Here is an 18,910-nt window from a genome sequence, read left to right on the forward strand (position 1 = left end):
CCGCTATGTCAAATCCAACAATTATTGCTGCGCTAGATCTCATTGACGGCAACGTAGTGCGTTTACATCAAGGCGACTATCAGCAAAAACGTGACTATGGCAGCGAGCCGTTAGCAAGGTTACAAGGCTATGAGGCACAAGGCGCGACTATTTTGCACCTCGTTGATTTAACTGGCGCTAAAGATCCAACTGCAAGGCAAATTCCATTAATAACAAAACTGATTGCAGGGGTTTCTATTCCCGTGCAAATTGGTGGTGGGATCCGCAGTCAAGCAGATGTAGAGGCTTTATTATCAGCTGGCGCTGCTCGGGTAGTTATTGGCTCAACTGCCATCAAATCACCCGAACTCGTTAAACAGTGGTTTACAACTTACGGCGCCGAGTGTTTGGTGCTCGCCCTTGATGTTAATATTAATGAGGCGGGTCAAAAACATATTGCAATCCATGGCTGGCAAGAGTCATCTAATCAAACATTAGAGTCAGTCATTGACGATTTTTTGCCTTTTGGCCTAAAACATGTGCTTTGTACTGATATATCAAAAGATGGCACCCTTACAGGTTCAAACGTTAAGCTTTATCAAGAAATAAGCCAAAAATACCCAACGATTGCGCTACAAGCATCAGGGGGAATTGGTAGTTTAGCGGATGTTAAAGCACTCGAAAATAGCGGCGTAGACGGCATCATTGTTGGCCGAGCACTGCTTGAAGGTAAATTTACGTTACAGGAGGCAATCGCATGCTGGCAAAACGGATAATCCCTTGCCTTGATGTTAAAGATGGACAAGTGGTTAAAGGCGTTCAATTTCGTAATCATGAAATTATTGGCGATATTGTGCCACTGGCAAAGCGCTATGCGCAAGAAGGCGCCGATGAACTGGTATTTTATGATATTACCGCGTCATCTGATGGCCGCGTGGTTGATAAAAGCTGGGTTGCTAAAGTTGCAGAAGTGATAGATATCCCGTTTTGCGTAGCAGGTGGTATTAAAACCATTGATGATGCAAGCCGCATTTTATCATTTGGTGCCGATAAAATTTCGATCAACTCCCCTGCGCTTGCCGATCCAAGTTTGATAACTCGCTTAGCTGATCGCTTTGGAGTGCAGTGCATTGTTGTTGGCATTGATACTTGGCATGATGAAAAAACCAATGATTACCATGTCTATCAATTTACTGGTGATGAAAAACGCACTGTTGCAACAACGTGGAATACCCTCGATTGGGTTAAAGAAGTGCAGCAGCGCGGCGCAGGTGAAATCGTCCTTAATATGATGAACCAAGATGGCGTTAAAAACGGTTATGATTTAAGCCAGCTAAAAGCCGTGCGCGAAGTCTGTCATGTGCCATTAATTGCATCTGGCGGCGCAGGTACAATGCAACATTTTCTTGATGCATTTAACCAAACAAATATAGATGGAGCTTTAGCTGCATCAGTCTTTCATAAACAAATTATTAATATTGGTGAATTAAAACAGTATTTATTTGATAACGGAGTCGAAATACGCTTATGTTAACATTACAACAAATCGATCAGCTTGACTGGCAAAAAGTCGATAATTTAATGCCAGCAATTATTCAACATGCCATTTCAGGCGAAGTGTTAATGCTTGGTTATATGAATAAAGAGGCATTAACAAAAACTATCGAATCAAGTAAAGTCACATTCTATTCTCGAACCAAAAGCCGCCTCTGGACGAAAGGCGAAACTTCAGGCAATTTTTTAAATCTGGTGAATATCAGCGCCGATTGCGATAATGATAGCTTACTTATACTCGTAAACCCAGTTGGCGCAACTTGCCATACAGGCAGTAATAGCTGCTTTAGCCCTGCCCAGTCCGACTTTGGATTTTTATTTGAGTTAGAACAGTTACTTGCCTCACGCAAAAATGCCGATCCTAACTCATCATATACCGCGAAGCTGTATCATGATGGCACTAAGCGCATTGCCCAAAAAGTGGGGGAAGAAGGCGTTGAAACTGCACTTGCTGCAACTGTTAATGACCGCGAAGAGCTAAAAAATGAATCTGCCGACCTGATCTACCACTTGCTAGTATTACTGCAAGATCAAAATCTTAACCTAAGTGATGTGATTGCGATTTTAAAATCCCGCCATAAGTAATATAACAAAATAGCGAATTAGTGATTAAATAACCGCTAATTCGTTATTTTTTTGTTGTAAGGTATCATTATAGTGAAAAACATAGTTAAAAATAATATTTGGCCGAGTTAATAAGATTCTTTTGCTAATAATCACATAAATAATTATCTAATTAGCATATAATTCTGCCAATAATAATATTAAAGGATTATCATGATGACGGAAGAAACTATAGAACAAAAAATTGCTAGACTAAGTAGTATAAAACCCGGTGATAGTGACTATGCGGAATCTCAATTTCGCTTAGGCATCGTTTCTGAACTTACTAAAAAAGAATTCGATACCGCTATCAACTATTATCAAAACGTCCGTAAAGAAGATAACGCGGAATATTTTGCAAAAGCTCAATTTCGCTTAGGCATCATTTTTGAACTTAAGAAAAAAGAACTCGATACAGCTATCCACTACTATCAAAACGTCCGTCAAGAAGATAGTGAAGAAGGTTTTGCACGCGCTCAAATCCGTTTAGGCCTCATTTTTGAAATTAAGAAAAAAGAACTAGATACTGCTATCGGCTATTATAAAAAAGCCATCCAGAAAGATGATTTTGAGTGTTATGTACTAGCTCAATATTGTTTAGGGCGGATTTATTTAGAAAAAGAAAATAATGAAGAAGCTAAAAAACATTATAATAACGTAAGTTATATAAAAAATGGCTTTAACCTCTATACTGAGGCTCAAATTGCGTTATTTTTTCTATCTAATAAAACTGATAAGCCGATTAAATTAGGGGAAATAGGACAAGCAACTAAGAGCATTAATAATATTTATCAATTTTGTGGAAAAATACGAAATCAATCATTAGTCCGTTTCGACAAAAATAATCACTACGAACAAACAATTGCCCATTACACCAATCCCAACGTGTTATTTTTACTACTTAAACAAGCAAGCTTATTTCGACTTAATTTAGTCGATTTTATGAATGACCCAAGCGAAAATAAAGTACTGCTCAATTGGCTCAATATTGATCCTTCACAAACAAATCCTGATATTAAAAATTTTGTCGCGAGCTTTTCATTTAACCATAATTCACTAAATCAGTTTAGGCTCTATGGGTTAGAGGGTAACCAGCCTGGTTCAGGGGTTAGCCTTACCTTTAAAAAAGATTTTTTTTGTGATGAGTTAGATAAAAGTATTGATCTTCAGGCAATCACTAAATCGCCACAAAAATTAATGAACTCTGATACTGTAAGTGACCAACAATCAAATCGTAATCTAACTATTTTTCCACTGCCGTTATACCGCTGCATCTATTTCGATCCTAATACCAATTATCTTGCTTTAGCCAAACGCAGTAAACAATCGTTTTACCTAGAATATAAATCGGAGAAACCCGATGAAATAGATAAAAAATGGCAAGGCTATTTAACGTCATTGGAAGAAGAACAGAAATTAACAGATATTCGAGAACAATTGGATAAGGTTCAAACTGAAATCAAAAAATTGAGGGAGTTAATTGATAAAAATGAGTGGCAAATTACCTTAAAAGATATTAATCAGCTTATTGCCCTCGCCACTATGCCAATAGCCAGCTTAGTTAAACATGCAGCCTTTGAAGATGAAAATGAGTGCCGTATTTTTTACGTGACTGATATTGGTGACGATAAAGTTAAAATAGGCGAACAATTTGACTTATGCCAGCAAATTTACTTAGAGTACGGTGATATTTCTACTTATCTTGATAAAATTTACCTTGGCCCTAAATGTCAACCACAACATAAACTATGGTTAGAAAATCATAATAAAAAACGTAAACTCAACATCAACCGAATAGTACAATCCGTTATGCCATTGCAATAAAACAGGTTCAGGGCTTTGCCCTGGCACTTTATTTTTTTATAAATTAAATTATTTGTTCCTTATCACATAAGGATTAATTGAATATATAAAATTAACATTATAACTAATCGGTATCAAAGCTAATTTTACATAATTACACTAGCCTTTTTTAAGGCTTTCCATTAAAATCGTTCAAAATAATAACAACAATCCATTACTCAAATGAATGCTATTAAATACGCGATAACCGGTGTTTTATTACTGCTTCTTACTACGGTTAATTTAGCTCTAGCCAATTCCTATGCCATCAATTCTGTTCCTAATCCATATCAACAAAGCGAGATTATTTATGTCGTTGATCCAGATAATGTTTTGACCAAGGAAGATACTGATACGATAAATCAACGGCTAGAAGAGTTAGAACAAAATACAAACATTGAAACCGCTGTCGTTGCCCTGCCTTCAATTGGTCAAGTTGATACCAGAGAGTTTGCCAATAAACTATTTAATCATTGGAAAATCGGTAAAAAAGGTCAAGATAATGGTTTATTAATTCTATTGGTAATTGATCAGCGCCAAGTGGTATTTGAAGTTGGCTATGGCCTTGAAGGTAATTTAACCGATGCTAAAAGCTATCGCCTCATGGATCAGTATATGTTGCCACTATTTAAACAGAATCAATTTAGTCAAGGTATGTCTGAGGGGATTGATGGTGTCGCAACATATTTAGAACAACAGTATGCTGATGGAACACTTTACTCAATTGGTAGCAATCCATCATTTTTCACATTATTTCTAAACCTAGATTTTATCAGTTATTTAGGTATGGGATTTTATATTGCCATCGCAGTCGCTGCTTTAGTCCTAATCTACAGCTTCTGGGGTGACAGGATTTTTATGATTAAAGATTGGTCTACTGCAAAATATGTCACACCATTTGGTCGATTTAAAAAGTCTTTATTATTGATCTGGGTTATTATGGTTGTGATGACCTTCTTTTTTAATATCAATCCTATTTATTATTCAGTCATGATTTTCCTATCAGTTTGGTCGATAGCCTTGTCGATAGTCATCAGTATTTTTTTCTCTATTTTCAAAAAGAAAAACAACAAAGAATCGCAAAAAAAATTAATCTGTCCCACTTGCCGTCATCGTTCAATCATTGAAATTACGCGTAATAAGAAAATAGAATTGACTGAAAATGAGCAATATTTGATGGCGATTGGCGCAGTAAAATACCGTTTATTTCACTGTGATGAGGAACCTTGCAAAGCAATATTTAAAGGATCCAAGGTTAATGATGGTTGGACTATATGCCCCCATTGTAAATTACCGACTAAAAAACTTATAAAAAGCACGATTATTGAACCAACTTATCAGCAATCAGGCTTACTTACGCAATATTATCATTGTATTAAATGCCTGGAAGAATCAGTAGATACTAAGGTGCTCCCGCGCAAACGAAAAAGTAGTTCATCGAGTAGCAGCGGTTCTCATGGTGGTAGCGGAGGCGGAGGAGGCGGAGGTTCTCGTGGTGGAGGTAGTTCTGGCGGTGGCGGTGCAAGAGGCAGCTTTTAAGTTATATAAAAATGAAGAGATAACTCTTCATTTTTACAATGAGTTAGCCATATAGTTATTTATTAAGGTAATAGGTACTGATTAGTATCGATAACTTGGCTAAAATGGCTTAACGCAGCTAAAAAAGCATTGTGAACATCACGCGCTTTAACCGTTTTTGCATCAAAAACTAAATTACCAGTTGCGCAGGCATCAGCAATTAAAATCGGTTTATAACCAAGTTCAGAGGCTTGACGTGTAGTTGAATCGATGCACATATGCGTCATCATGCCGCAGATAATTAACTGCTCAATAGCCATTTTTTCTAATTCAGATTGTAACAAGGTATGTTTAAAACTATTTGGATAATGCTTAATAATAACGTGTTCATTAACGGTATTAATCGGTAATAATGCATCATGGATCTGTGCGCCCTTGCTCCCTACGGCAAAAAAGTCCGCGCTGGGATCTGCTTTAATATGCTGAATATAAAAAATCGGTTTATTTTGCTGACGAAAAATATGCTGTAATTTAATCACATTAGCTAAGGCAATATCGGGGTTAACTAAAGGCATTTTGCCATCGTTAAAATAATCATTTTGGATATCGATAATCAATAGTGCTTGTTTCATAATAGGCCTTATTTAACAAAAGTTAACATAGTATGTAAGATGCGTTAAACTAATGACATTGTTAAATGAATCAATTTTGCTTAATTTATTTTCATATTGAAAAAGTGATGGAAAATGGATAAAAAAGATCAACAAATTCTAGCCTTACTCAGTCAAAATAGCCGACGGTCATGGAAAACAATCGGTGATAAAGTCTACCTATCTGGGCAAGCGGTTGGTAGCCGAGTTGAGCAGCTTCTTGATGCAAATATCATCGAAAAATTTACCATTCAAATTCGTCACAAAAATTTGCAATTTATAACAATTTATATGAATAGCAATCAATTCAGTTTATTTGAAAAGCGAGTTTGCAATTATCAAGAAGTCCTTACCATGGATAAAATTACTGGTGATGGTTGCTACTTTATTAAGGCTTGCTTTGAACCTGACAAACTTGAACAATTTATAACCACAATTAGCGCCCATGCTCGCTACAAAATTAGTCATCGACTAAATAAGATCAAATAGAAAAGTTAATCATTCACTAACTAACCCGTAATTTATCTATATTTCAGCGCATTACACCTTTCGTTCTGTGAGGCGGATCATGTTTGTCTTACTGAAAATTGTCTATAATCAAAGGTAATCGTTTTAAACCATGTCTGGTTTTATCTAAACAAATATCAATAGCATTATCATTAAAATATCGAGCATTATTGCAAGTAGCAACTTTTGCAAAAATATCAAGATTAAAGCTTTATGCAATAAGGAATATCACTATTTATAATTAATCATACGAGGAACGCTATATGGCTTCAATCATTCGAGACTACGATCAACTGGCAAGTCAGATACTTGATAAACTAGGTGGTGAGTCTAATATTGAGAATGTTACAAGGTGTGCGACAAGGCTAAGGGTTGTAACTAAACATCGACCCGAGAATGTAAAAGAAAGCATAAGTTCGTTAACGGGCGTTATTACAGTTGTCGATAAAGGCGGTCAACTCCAAATCGTTATTGGCACTAATGTTGATAAAGTCTATGATGCCTTTGTAAAACTGGTTAATTTAGATACGCTGCCAACAGGCGGCAGTGAGCAATCGATTCTTAACCGTATTATCGCCTCTATGTCAGCGGTATTTGCACCGTTTGTATATATTTTAGCTGCGGCGGGCTTAATACAAGGTGGCTTAATTTTAGTTAAATGGGTGTTTCCTTATTTAGAACAAACCGATACGTTTAAAATTTTTAATTTTATATCATGGGCTCCCTTTGTTTTTTTACCAGTATTTATTGCAATCACCGCGTCTAAGTTTTTTAGGACTAACACCTTTATTGCTGTTGCTTGCTGCGTAGCACTCGTCTCACCTGATTGGGCGGCAATGGCTGCGCTGATAAAAGCTGGCGGCTCAGTGACCTTTTTTGGTATTCCACTTTCACAAACTGTGTATACCTCCTCGGTTTTACCTCCGCTCTTTCTAGTTTGGATCCTCTCTTATTTAGAGCGCTTTTTAAATCGGTGTTTAAATGATGTTGTTAAGCCCGTTTTGTGCCCGATGCTTTGCTTGTTAATTTTAGTCCCAGCTGCGTTAGTTATTATTGGGCCGCTTACATCAGGTACCGCATTTTTTGTTGCCAGTAGCTATAACTGGCTAGCTGAAACAATGCCTTGGCTTGCAGGAACATTAGTTGGCGGTTTATGGCAAGTACTGGTTATTTTTGGCGTACATTGGGGGTTTGCGCCAGTATTTTTGGCGAATTTTGAGCATTTTGGGCGTGACTCGTTCCAAGCTTATATTACCTTTGCCGTTATCGGTCAAATTGCATCAGTATTGGCGTTTTTCTTTTTTACTAAAAATAAAGAGTTGAAAAAAGTCTCTTTTTCAGCTTTTTTAACTGGGATCTTTGGGATCACAGAGCCGATTATTTATGGAATTAATTTACGTTTTAAAAAACCCTTTTTATATGGCTGTTGCGCAGGTATTGTGGGCGGCTTTATCGCGAGCTTTTTTACCCCTTATTATTTTGCTTATGCAGGCCTTGTCGGGCCTTTAACCATTGTTAATGGCTATAATATTAATTTTCCAACCTCAATTATCGGTATTGCAATTGGTAGTATCGTGTCGTTTATTATTCCTTTTATCTTGATGCTATTTTTTGGTACTGGCGAGAAAAAAGATGCCCTGATGTTAGCAAAGGAAGAGGAAGATAAACAGCAGGAACTTGCTGATGATAAAAAGAAAATTATCTATTTAAATGCCCCAATTATTGGTGAAATTAAACCATTATCCGAAGTGCCTGATGAAGTATTTGCCAATAAATTAATGGGTGAAGGAATTGCCATTGAGCCAAAAGATAATCATGTATATGCCCCTTGTTCGGGTAAAATTTTAACGCTTTTTAATGAATCGAAACATGCAATAGGGATTATTTCTGATGATGGTGTTGAAATATTAATTCATGTTGGGCTTGATACCGTTAAAATCACCAACCCACCGGCATTTGAATACCATGTCAAGCTTGAACAAAGTGTTAATCAAGGCGATCTATTAATGACCTTTGATATGGATAGAATTCGTCAAGCTAATTGCCCACTAATTACACCAATTATTATTATCAATAGTCTTGATTACAATTTAATTCAAGCAACGGATAAAACCGACGCCAAGTTAGGCGATCGCCTATTAACGATTTATCAATAAATTAAGGAGTTTAGCATGTCATTTAAATCAAATTTCCTCTGGGGCGGCGCAACTGCTGCAAATCAATGTGAAGGCGGCTTCGACGCTGATGGTCGCGGGCTTGCCAACGTTGATGTAATGCCAGTAGGTCCAGAAAGACTTGCTATCATGACCGGGCACCATAAAATGCTCGATTTTGAAGACAACTATTTTTACCCAGCAAAGCAAGCTATTGATATGTACCATGAGTATAAAAAAGATATTGCACTGTTTGCCGAAATGGGCTTTAAAGTTTATCGGTTATCAATTGCTTGGACACGCATTTTTCCAAATGGTGATGAGCTTGAGCCAAATGAGAAAGGCTTATTATTTTATGAAAATCTGTTTAACGAATGCCATAAATATGGCATTGAACCATTAGTGACAATCACCCATTTTGACTGCCCTATGTATTTAATTAAAAAATATAATGGCTGGCGAAATCGTAAAATGGTGGGCTTTTATGAACGTTTGTGCCGAGTATTATTTACCCGCTATAAAAAGCAAGTCAAATATTGGCTGACGTTTAATGAAATTAATATGTTATTTCATGGCTCATTTATGTCATCAGGTCTCTATTTTGAGCCAGGTGAAAACGAACTAGCAATCAAGTATCAAGCGGCGCATCATCAGCTCGTTGCTAGCGCATTAGCGACCAAAATTGGCCATGAAATTAATCCAGATAATCAAATTGGCTGTATGCTAGCAGGCGGTGATTACTATCCTAATACTTGTAATCCAGAGGATGTATGGGCTGCGATTAAATCAAACCACGAGAATTATTTCTTTATTGATGTACAAGCCAAAGGTGAGTATCCTTACTACGCGTTACAAGAGCTTAAAAATAATAATATTAAGCTCGATATTGCCGATGGTGATGTTGAATTGCTTAAAGCTAATACCGTTGATTTTGTCTCATTTTCTTATTACTCATCACGGGTTGCAACCGGTGAAAAAGACGCCGCTGAAAAAACCGATGGTAACGTATTTGCGTCGGTTAAAAATCCATATTTAGAGGTGACGGAATGGGGTTGGCAAATCGATCCACTGGGTTTTAGGATCACAATTAACCAAATCTATGACCGTTATAATAAACCGTTATTTGTGGTTGAAAATGGCCTTGGAGCTATCGATACACCTGATAAAAATGGTTATGTTGCCGATGATTACCGAATTGATTATTTACGATCACATATTCAAGCAATGAAAGATGCAGTTAACGAAGATGGTGTTGATATTATGGGATATACAACGTGGGGTTGTATTGACCTTGTTTCAGCGGGCACCGGTGAGATGAAAAAACGCTATGGCTTTATTTATGTCGATCGTGACAATGAGGGTAATGGCAGCTTAAAACGCACGAAAAAGAAATCATTCGATTGGTATAAAAAAGTGATTTCATCTAATGGTGAAGACTTAACCTAATGCATAGCCAAAATTTTTAATTAAAAAAAACAGAGGGATCGATATTTTATCTAATCCCTCTGTTATATTTCATGCTCAACTCGTTAAAATATTGTTGTAAGGTTGCATTTTAATGAAAAAATTAGTGATCCATTAACCAGCCGATTATTTAATTATTTTAGCTCGGGTAAAATATACCAATTCATATTTTGGGTTTTTTGACTTGAGTAGAGTATATTAATTTGATTATAAATACGGCTTAATAGCTTGCGATAATCAAAACTTCGATAAAAGTCATCTGGACTTTTGAGGCTAAGAATGTGGGTAAACTGACTATCAGTTTTTGATAATACATAAAGTGCTTGGTAATAAACACCAATTAAATGATCGGCGTTTATTGGTCTACCAGCAATATTATCGATATAGGCTTTATTTATCTCAACCACTTCTTGGATATAAGTTATCGTATCTTGACAGTCAACAAGCCGAGGTCGGATGTTATTATAGTTTGTAACCTTACAGATCTTATCAACGATGTCGCCTTTTCTTAACGATAAAATATTCTCGTCTTTTCTATCAACATAAAGCGAAATAAACTCAAATTTATCTTTGCCATCGACAGTAAGGTAAATTTGATGGTTGGTCGTTGCTTTAATGGCCGAAATTGCTTCTGCAATTCTAACTAACTTACCATCATAAATTTCGTCATACTGTAATGGGTTATTTCGATATTCCTGTATTAACTGTTCTGCACTGATTTTAGGAATTTGCGCGGTTAAATTTGCAGGCCCATCTTGTAAAAAAGCATCAGCATTAGCTTCAATTAACCAAAATGTTATTTTTCTTGCTGCATCTTCCTGAGCAAAAGAAAAAAAAGATACTAAAAGCAGTGAAAGCCATAGCTTTCTCATAATATTATTCCATTATATTAATTAGGCTCGCGATTATATCTAATAGATAATTTGATTTAAATAACATTTAGAAGCAAAAAAATAAGAACAATAAAATCCTCGTATTATCAGTAATTATTGACTAAAATTAGTAAATAGATCCTCGATATGAACACGCTTTTGAGATTTATCATAATCAGGATTTTAAACTAGTTTAATGATTTGAATAACGGACGAATAAAGGAAAAGTAAACAATGCAAAACAAAACCTTAATGTTGATTCTTAGTTTACTCGGTGGAATGGGGGGAATAATAATAGCGATGGTGATTTATTCACTGTTCTTAGTTAGTAATAATACCGAGCAAACGGCATTATATTATCTATTAGCAATAGGTTAGTTTTTTTAATTAAGCTTAGTTTCGTTATTTTTTTGTTGTAAGGTATCATTATAGTGAAAATTCAACCAATCATTCAAGCGCTATCGCTTTAAATGAAATTCATAAATATGCTCTTGTGAATTTCGATAGATAATTGCGTAATTGATAATTCGGTTATAGCTATCATAAGAGTAAGTTGTCGCCATCAATATCGGTTTTCCTAGATTTAAATGTAATAGCTCGCGGATCTCTTTATCTGGCATGATGGCATATGATGTTTCATAACTTCCTTCTATTTTGATACCACAAATGTTTTCAATATAATTAAACTTAGAATTCTCCATATCACTGACCGTTAAGCCTTTAAATAGATCATATGGCATGTAACTGTCTTCAACCATAACCGGGTTATTATTGATATATCTTATGCGCCGCACATAAAAAACCTTATCTTTCTCGGTCAATTTGAGCTTATTGCTTACAACTGGATTAATATTTGAGGTAACGCTAAATTCAATAACTTTATTGGTATAGCCTTTGTGGGCTTCGTTCATTATTTCCGAAAAACTTTTTAAATGATTGATGCCAAAACTCACATCTTTAGCGATGATAAATGTCCCTCTTCCCCACTCTCTTGAAAGAAGCTGAAAATTGATTAACTCATCTATCGCTTTTCTAATCGTCATTCTAGAAACCTTAAATAAGGCAGTTAACTCCTTTTCATTCGGAATTTGATCGCCAATGGCATATTTTCGCGAATTAATCTCTTTTCTTAATTGATGAGCAATTTTTTTATAGATCACTTTTAGACCTTATTATAGTAATTATTGTATGAAGAAATGAAATAGATCTATTTATCAGCTTTTATTATAGATCTCTTTGTTATTTTAATTTTTTGATTCCAATCACATTATCAAACAATAATTTAAATTTACGCGCCATTTATTATTAATATTTTTATACATTTTGATTAAATCGGAGCTATACCTATGCTAAGTGGTATTCAGCGTTTTGGTGGTGCAATGTTCACGCCAGTGCTTCTTTTTCCATTTGCTGGCATTGTCGTTGGGATCACCATTTTATTACAAAATCCGTTATTTGTTGGTGATAGCGTTGCCAACGCTAATGGTTTTTTTTATAAACTGATGTTTGTATTACAAGAAGGTGCATGGACTGTTTTTCGTAATATGCCGCTTATTTTTTGTGTTGGATTACCCATTGGCCTTGCTAAAATGGCTCCAGCTAGGGCGTGCCTTGCTTCGTTAGTTAGTTTTTTAACATGGAATTATTTCATTTTTGCGATGGGCACCATATGGGGATCATCATTTGGCGTCGATTTTACCCAAGAAGTCGGCCTTGATACTGGGCTAACATTAATCGCTGGTATAAAAACATTTGATACTAGTATCATTGGGGCGATTATTATTTCAGGGATAGTGACAAAAATTCATAATACCTATTATGAAAAACCATTACCGGCATTTTTAGGGATCTTTCAAGGAACGTCATTTATTGTAATTGTTAGTTTCTTTGCCATGCTTGTGCTCGCATGGATAACATTACTTACCTGGCCAGTTGTTCAAATTGGTATAAAATCAATGCAGTCATTTATGATTTCTTCAGGCAGCATTGGTGTTTGGTTATACACGTTTCTTGAACGCATTTTAATTCCAACAGGGTTACATCACTTTATATATGGCCCGTTTATTTTTGGCCCAGCGGTTACTGAAAATGGAATTCAAGTTGATTGGACACTACAAATCCAAGCATTTAGTCAAACCACCCAATCACTTAAAGAACTCTTTCCTGCTGGCGGATTTGCGCTGCATGGAAATAGCAAAATATTTGGTTCTGTCGGAATTGCATTTGCGCTTTACTCAACAGCAAGGCCTGAAAATCGTGCAAAATTGGCAGGTCTATTAATTCCAGCAACATTAACCGCCGTTTTTGTTGGGATCACCGAACCATTAGAGTTTACATTTCTGTTTATTGCGCCAGTTCTTTTTGCTGTTCACGCATTTTTATCGGCAACGTTAGCGTCAACCCTATACTCATTTGGCATTGTCGGGAATATGGGCGGTGGCTTACTTGATACGATGATCCCACTTAATTGGGGACCGATGTTCCATAATCACACAATGATGGTTATCACTCATATTATCATTGGTGTGATCTTTACCTTCATTTGGTTTTTTGTTTTCAAATTTATCATTATTAAATGGAATTTAAATACACCGGGCCGCGGTGATAACGCAAATAATGTCAAGTTATATACTAAAGAAGACGTAGAAAGAAAAACAACAAAAAAGGATACAGATAACTCAGATGGTGAACTTAGTTTGGAACATACCATTATCAATGGGCTTGGTGGTAAAGATAATATAAAAACACTTAATAACTGCGCAACAAGGCTAAGAGTTGAAGTGGTGGATGTCAACAAAGTTGAAGCTGATCAATTTTTTACTCAAATTGGTGCTCATGGCGTAGTTAGAAAAGGTTCATCGCTACAAATTATAATTGGGCTACATGTAGGAAAAGTTAGAGATCGTATCGATTCAATCATAAGTTTACCGGGTATTTAGAACAATTTATTTCACATTTTATAACTATTTGTTAACAAGGAAATCAATATGAAAAAGTTTTCAATCGTCGTTGCAGGTGGTGGTAGTACTTTTACACCAGGAATTGTATTAATGCTTTTAGAAAATATAAAACGTTTTCCACTTCGAGAAATTAAATTTTATGATAATGATGGCGCCCGCCAAAAAATAATTGCCGATGCATGTGCCATTATTTTGCAAGAAAAAGCGCCTGATATTAAGTTTTCATACTCAACAGATCCAAAAGAGATGTTTAGCGATGTTGATTTTGTTATGGCACATATTCGTGTTGGTAAATATAAAATGCGCGAACAAGATGAAAAAATACCGTTAAAACATGGCGTGCTTGGCCAAGAAACTTGCGGCCCTGGCGGGATTGCTTATGGTATGCGTTCAATTGGAGGCGTGCTTGAAATTCTAAATTATATGGAAACGTATTCACCTAATGCTTGGATGTTAAATTATTCTAATCCAGCCGCTATTGTCGCCGAGGCAACTAGGCGAATAAAACCGGATGCAAAAATCCTTAATATTTGTGATATGCCAATTGGTATCGAAAGTCGAATGGCACAAATAGCAGGCTTAAAATCAAGAAAAGAGATGCGCGTTCGTTACTATGGTTTAAATCATTTTGGTTGGTGGAGCCGAATTGAAGATTTACAAGGTAATGATTTAATGCCTAAAATTATAGATCATGTTAAAAAATATGGTTATATTCCCCTTTCTGATACAGCGCACGTCGAAGCGAGTTGGAATGATACATTTGCCAAAGCAAAAGATGTCAGTGCGCTCGATTCAACGACGCTACCAAACACTTATCTTAAATATTACCTCTTCCCTGACTATGTCGTTAAACATTCAAACCCAGATTATACAAGGGCTAATGAGGTAATGGATAATCGAGAAAAAACAGTATTTGGCTCATGTAGAGCCATAACAGAGCAGAAAAATTCATCAGCAGGTCACTTAGAAATTGATGAGCATGCCTCTTATATTGTTGATTTGGCTTCGGCTATTGCATTTAATACACAAGAAAGAATGCTTTTAATTGTACCAAATAATGGCTCATTAGAAAATTTCAGTAGTGATGCGATGGTTGAAATTCCATGTATTGTTGGTTCAAGTGGGCCTGAGCCATTGGTTATGGGACCAATTCCATTATTCCAAAAAGGATTAATGGAACAACAAGTTGCGGTAGAAAAACTTGTTGTGGAGGCATGGATTGAAAAATCTTATCAAAAATTATGGCAAGCAATCACATTATCAAAAACAGTACCTAGTGCGAGTGTTGCAAAAGCCATTTTAGATGATCTCATCATTGCCAATAAAGATTATTGGCCAGAGCTCAAATAAAGGCTATTTTTGATTCGATAAAATAATTTAAATTAAGATAACAGACTAGATTTATGACATAAACTAGTCTGTTATAACGATCGGGTATTTAACGATTATTTGAATAATAATAGCTCAATTTATTTGTCATTAAAGACTATCATGATACAGAATTTATGTGGTGAAATGGGTTAATATAGCTAACCATTCGTCATCCATTTTAGCGTCAATAACGATATTTTGCTGACTTATTGGATGCAAAAATTCTAACGTGCTCGCATGTAACATCAGCCGTTTAATATTAAAGTACTTTGCAAACGCTCGATTTTGATGTAAATCGCCATGACGACTATCACCGATAATAGGATGAAAGATATGGCTCATATGGCGCCTAAGTTGATGCTTACGCCCAGTATGAGGTTTTAGCTCAATAAAACTATAGCGCGCAGTTGGGTGTTTACCGACTGCAACAGGAATTTCAATTGAACTAATTGGCGTATAATCAGTAACCGCATCTTGCGCAGGTTTATCTTTATTAGCAAATTTATCCGCAATTTTATCAAGCTCTTCCACCAATGGATAGTCAATATGCCCTGACTTAGCAATTATTCCCCTAACAATAGCATGGTAGGTTTTTTGTGGTTGGCGCGCTGCAAACTGGGTTGATAAAAGATTGGCAATTTCACTTGATAAGGCAAATAGCAACACACCTGATGTTGGTCTATCTAAACGATGCACAGGAAACACATGTTGGCCAATTTGATCACGCAATGTTTGCATCACAACTACTTTTTCATTTTTGTCGAGCCAACTGCGATGTACAAGCCAACCAGATGGCTTATTGATCGCAATGAGGTATTGATCTTGATATAAAATTTCAAACATAGTCGTTATGATAAAAATAAACGAGTTAACTCGTTTGCAATATTAGGACCATTGTTATCACCAATAACGCGATCTGCTTGCGCTTTTATAACATCATCTGCATTACCCATTGCAATGCCAAGGCCTGAATTTTTAAGCATACTTAAATCGTTATAGCTATCACCAAATGCAACAATCTCATCTAAAGAGATATTTTCAAATTTTGCCCAGTTAGTAAGTCCATTTCCTTTACTATTACCTTTTAAGGCAACATCGGCACGATTTACCCAAGACCATTCACACTCAAACTCTCCTTGCTCTTCAACTGCTTTTGAAAATGCTTGTAACGCAGGAATATCGTGCGAGCTGGTAGCAAATTTAAACACCTCTTTACTTTGCTCAATCACATCAATAAAACTATCGACTTTAACAATTTTAGGGCGTAAAAATTCGGGTAATGATTCAACCCATTTAAATAAGCCAGTAAGATGGTCATCTAATACTTCATAAGTCATATATTGATCAGTATAAAGCAAGGTATGTACATTATATTGATTTACTAGATTAAGTAATAATTTAGACTGGCTTTTAGATAACGGCTGCGCATCAAAATAAGTTTGTTTAGCAAAGTCATAAAGGTATGTCCCGTTACAGCATATAGCTGGAGTATCAAGCTGTAGCTGATGATAATAAGGATAGATAGCACTGTGATGACGGCCTGTTACTAAGATAACTTTAATCCCTTTTTGTTTAATCTTTTCAATAGCCGCAATCGTTTCAGGTAGAATTTGTCTTTGATTGTTTAATAATGTTCCATCCATATCAAAAGCAACGGCCTTATACATTATAATATCCTCATAATTTTAAAAAAGGTTAAACACTCGTCATAGAGTGTAGATTTAAGGGTAAATATCGATTTTTTGACGTCCCAAAAATGAATGAGATAAGGTCGTTCCATCAACCGTTTCAAGCTCACCACCAACGGGGACACCATGTGCAATGCGCGTTGCAACAATATCAAATTGACTGCATATTTGTGCAATATAATTAGCGGTTGCCTCACCTTCTATTGTTGGATTGGTAGCTAAGATAACCTCGCTAATTGCTTCGTGTTGTAGGCGCAATTTAAGTTTATCTAAGCCTATATCGTTTGGACCAATGCCATCTAATGGTGAAAGATGACCTAATAACACGAAATAGCGCCCATTATATTGACCCGTTTGCTCTATCGCAACAATATCTGAAGGAGTCTCAACAACACATAGCTGACCACTTTGTTGCCTACGAACATTTGCACATATCGCACATTGTTCTTGCTCTGTAAATGTGCGGCAATCTTGGCAATGACCAATGTTAATCATCGCTTCATGAAGAATATGTGCCAGCTCAATCCCACCTTTACGATTGCGTTGTAAAAGATGAAATGCCATCCGCTGTGCTGATTTAGGCCCTACGCCAGGTAAACAGCGTAGTGCGTCGACTAAAGATTGTAATAAAGGGCTAATTTGCATCTCACGACCAATGTTGCTATGTTATTAAATAATTTAAAATTAACCGCATCTAGTTATCAGCGGTTAATCGAATAAACATTATACTAATTTTTGTAAATTATGACATAAACTATTATGCAAAGTAACGCCTTAATGAAAAACGCGTAGAATAATAGAGTGTAATATAACAAACAACCAACCACGCAAGTAAAAATATGATCGATTTAAATAAAAAGGGTAGCACAATACCTGTGATTATTGACGCACAAACACCAAATAAGACTAACGTAATTGTACTTGCTGTTAATAGATTGGCAATGGGTAACCAACTGTAAGTTTTGATAATGAATTTTTGGCTAATCTTATATAAAAATAAGTAATTAACAAATACCGATGCTAATACGAAATAAAAAATTTGTTGGTAATAATCAGTGAGCATATTGTTAATTTCATCGACCGCAAAGAATAGATTGAAATAGATATTCCACACTACGCCGTTGGCAACACAGCAAAAAATAGAAGCAAAAATAACCGCATACAATTTACGATAATCTTGAACACTTTGATTACTATTTAACTGATTTGTAGGAACAATAAGCTGCCTTGAAGAGGATTGTGTAATGCTATCGATTAATGGGATGCTAAAAAATTTCCGACTAAGTTTTACGCTGCAATATAAAATAATAATAGCAGCTACATATGTCCATACATAAGCGATAATATCAAACATTGGCGAAACCATTTGATAATAGTTACGATCGTCATAGCTGTTATCAGTAATGCTGGTGTTTATAAAATAAGGTAAAAATAACCTAATAACTAAACGATTTAATAAATAAGCTGTCGCGACATAAATAAGCGCAAAAATTATCCCTAATATAATGACGCGCTGTTTATTTTTAGGAATATAAAAATAAAGTTTATTTTGATAAAAGAACAGACAGCTTAAGATTAAAATAAAGAAAAAAGAGGTCAAATCATTCAATGCTATTCGGCTAACTGAATAAAACATGTGATCAGGTTCATTTTTAAACGTAGGGTCAAACACTAAAAAAGTGATATGCGCGAGCAATACGACAAAGTAATAACTCGCGGAAAATAAAACCGGTAAGCGATAGAACATTC

General features: G+C 35.8%; 18 protein-coding genes. 11 read left to right on the plus strand and 7 right to left on the minus strand.

Annotated features, from left to right (window positions below; all coding sequences use genetic code 11):
- Positions 1–5 precede the first annotated feature (5 nt).
- The 5 genes from hisA to RHO14_09275 all read left to right on the plus strand — a co-directional run bounded on the left by hisA (position 6) and on the right by RHO14_09275 (position 5,517).
- On the plus strand, positions 6–755 hold the full coding sequence (gene hisA, locus RHO14_09255) for a 1-(5-phosphoribosyl)-5-[(5-phosphoribosylamino)methylideneamino]imidazole-4-carboxamide isomerase (protein WVD70540.1): 750 nt from the start codon (positions 6–8) through the stop codon (positions 753–755).
- Entirely contained in the window at positions 737–1,513 is a 777-nt protein-coding gene (gene hisF / locus RHO14_09260) for an imidazole glycerol phosphate synthase subunit HisF (protein ID WVD70541.1), read from the plus strand. Before hisA ends, hisF begins: the two co-directional genes overlap by 19 nt.
- Positions 1,507–2,118, plus strand: a complete 612-nt coding sequence (gene hisIE / locus RHO14_09265) for a bifunctional phosphoribosyl-AMP cyclohydrolase/phosphoribosyl-ATP diphosphatase HisIE (protein ID WVD70542.1) — start codon at positions 1,507–1,509, stop codon at positions 2,116–2,118. Before hisF ends, hisIE begins: the two co-directional genes overlap by 7 nt.
- 192 nt (positions 2,119–2,310) lie before the next feature.
- Complete coding sequence (locus RHO14_09270; GenBank protein ID WVD70543.1) at positions 2,311–3,960, plus strand: DUF2971 domain-containing protein; 1,650 nt, start codon at positions 2,311–2,313, stop codon at positions 3,958–3,960.
- Positions 3,961–4,161: 201 nt separating this feature from the next.
- Positions 4,162–5,517: a TPM domain-containing protein gene (locus tag RHO14_09275; GenBank protein ID WVD70544.1), complete on the plus strand. Its 1,356-nt coding sequence runs from the start codon at positions 4,162–4,164 to the stop codon at positions 5,515–5,517.
- Between the two features lie 62 nt (positions 5,518–5,579).
- On the opposite strand, the gene RHO14_09280 is transcribed toward RHO14_09275, so the two are convergent.
- On the minus strand, positions 5,580–6,128 hold the full coding sequence (locus tag RHO14_09280) for a cysteine hydrolase family protein (protein ID WVD70545.1): 549 nt from the start codon (positions 6,126–6,128) through the stop codon (positions 5,580–5,582).
- 114 nt (positions 6,129–6,242) lie between these two features.
- Here RHO14_09280 and RHO14_09285 point away from each other — a divergent pair, with 114 nt between their 5' ends.
- The 3 genes from RHO14_09285 (at position 6,243) to RHO14_09295 (ending at position 10,252) form a co-directional block, all read left to right on the plus strand.
- Positions 6,243–6,635, plus strand: a complete 393-nt coding sequence (locus tag RHO14_09285; protein WVD70546.1) for an AsnC family transcriptional regulator — start codon at positions 6,243–6,245, stop codon at positions 6,633–6,635.
- A gap of 281 nt (positions 6,636–6,916) precedes the next feature.
- On the plus strand, positions 6,917–8,809 hold the full coding sequence (locus RHO14_09290; protein WVD70547.1) for a glucose PTS transporter subunit IIA: 1,893 nt from the start codon (positions 6,917–6,919) through the stop codon (positions 8,807–8,809).
- A 15-nt stretch (positions 8,810–8,824) separates the two neighbouring features.
- Positions 8,825–10,252: a 6-phospho-beta-glucosidase gene (locus tag RHO14_09295; GenBank protein WVD70548.1), complete on the plus strand. Its 1,428-nt coding sequence runs from the start codon at positions 8,825–8,827 to the stop codon at positions 10,250–10,252.
- A 152-nt stretch (positions 10,253–10,404) separates the two neighbouring features.
- Here the strand turns inward: RHO14_09295 and RHO14_09300 are convergent, their stop codons facing one another.
- Complete coding sequence (locus RHO14_09300; GenBank protein WVD70549.1) at positions 10,405–11,142, minus strand: hypothetical protein; 738 nt, start codon at positions 11,140–11,142, stop codon at positions 10,405–10,407.
- A gap of 234 nt (positions 11,143–11,376) precedes the next feature.
- Between RHO14_09300 and RHO14_09305 the strand changes: the two genes are divergently transcribed.
- Positions 11,377–11,520: a hypothetical protein gene (locus RHO14_09305; GenBank protein ID WVD70550.1), complete on the plus strand. Its 144-nt coding sequence runs from the start codon at positions 11,377–11,379 to the stop codon at positions 11,518–11,520.
- Positions 11,521–11,600: 80 nt separating this feature from the next.
- Here the strand turns inward: RHO14_09305 and RHO14_09310 are convergent, their stop codons facing one another.
- Positions 11,601–12,302: a GntR family transcriptional regulator gene (locus RHO14_09310; GenBank protein WVD70551.1), complete on the minus strand. Its 702-nt coding sequence runs from the start codon at positions 12,300–12,302 to the stop codon at positions 11,601–11,603.
- A 186-nt stretch (positions 12,303–12,488) separates the two neighbouring features.
- Here RHO14_09310 and RHO14_09315 point away from each other — a divergent pair, with 186 nt between their 5' ends.
- Together RHO14_09315 and RHO14_09320 are read left to right on the plus strand one after the other, a co-directional pair.
- Complete coding sequence (locus RHO14_09315) at positions 12,489–14,081, plus strand: alpha-glucoside-specific PTS transporter subunit IIBC (GenBank protein ID WVD70552.1); 1,593 nt, start codon at positions 12,489–12,491, stop codon at positions 14,079–14,081.
- Between the two features lie 48 nt (positions 14,082–14,129).
- A complete protein-coding gene (locus RHO14_09320) occupies positions 14,130–15,452 on the plus strand; it encodes a 6-phospho-alpha-glucosidase (protein ID WVD70553.1) in 1,323 nt (440 codons plus the stop codon).
- Positions 15,453–15,605: 153 nt separating this feature from the next.
- Here the strand turns inward: RHO14_09320 and truC are convergent, their stop codons facing one another.
- The 4 genes from truC to RHO14_09340 all read right to left on the minus strand — a co-directional run bounded on the left by truC (position 15,606) and on the right by RHO14_09340 (position 18,908).
- The gene (gene truC, locus RHO14_09325; GenBank protein WVD70554.1) at positions 15,606–16,316 is read right to left on the minus strand and encodes a tRNA pseudouridine(65) synthase TruC; all 711 of its coding nucleotides are present in this window, start codon (positions 16,314–16,316) and stop codon (positions 15,606–15,608) included.
- A 5-nt stretch (positions 16,317–16,321) separates the two neighbouring features.
- On the minus strand, positions 16,322–17,140 hold the full coding sequence (locus RHO14_09330; protein ID WVD70555.1) for a pyridoxal phosphatase: 819 nt from the start codon (positions 17,138–17,140) through the stop codon (positions 16,322–16,324).
- A 54-nt stretch (positions 17,141–17,194) separates the two neighbouring features.
- On the minus strand, positions 17,195–17,806 hold the full coding sequence (gene recR / locus RHO14_09335) for a recombination mediator RecR (GenBank protein WVD70556.1): 612 nt from the start codon (positions 17,804–17,806) through the stop codon (positions 17,195–17,197).
- Between the two features lie 112 nt (positions 17,807–17,918).
- Positions 17,919–18,908, minus strand: a complete 990-nt coding sequence (locus RHO14_09340) for a hypothetical protein (GenBank protein WVD70557.1) — start codon at positions 18,906–18,908, stop codon at positions 17,919–17,921.
- Positions 18,909–18,910 lie beyond the last annotated feature (2 nt).

This window comes from Orbaceae bacterium lpD04, from assembly GCA_036251935.1.
Lineage (GTDB): Bacteria > Pseudomonadota > Gammaproteobacteria > Enterobacterales > Orbaceae > Orbus > Orbus wheelerorum.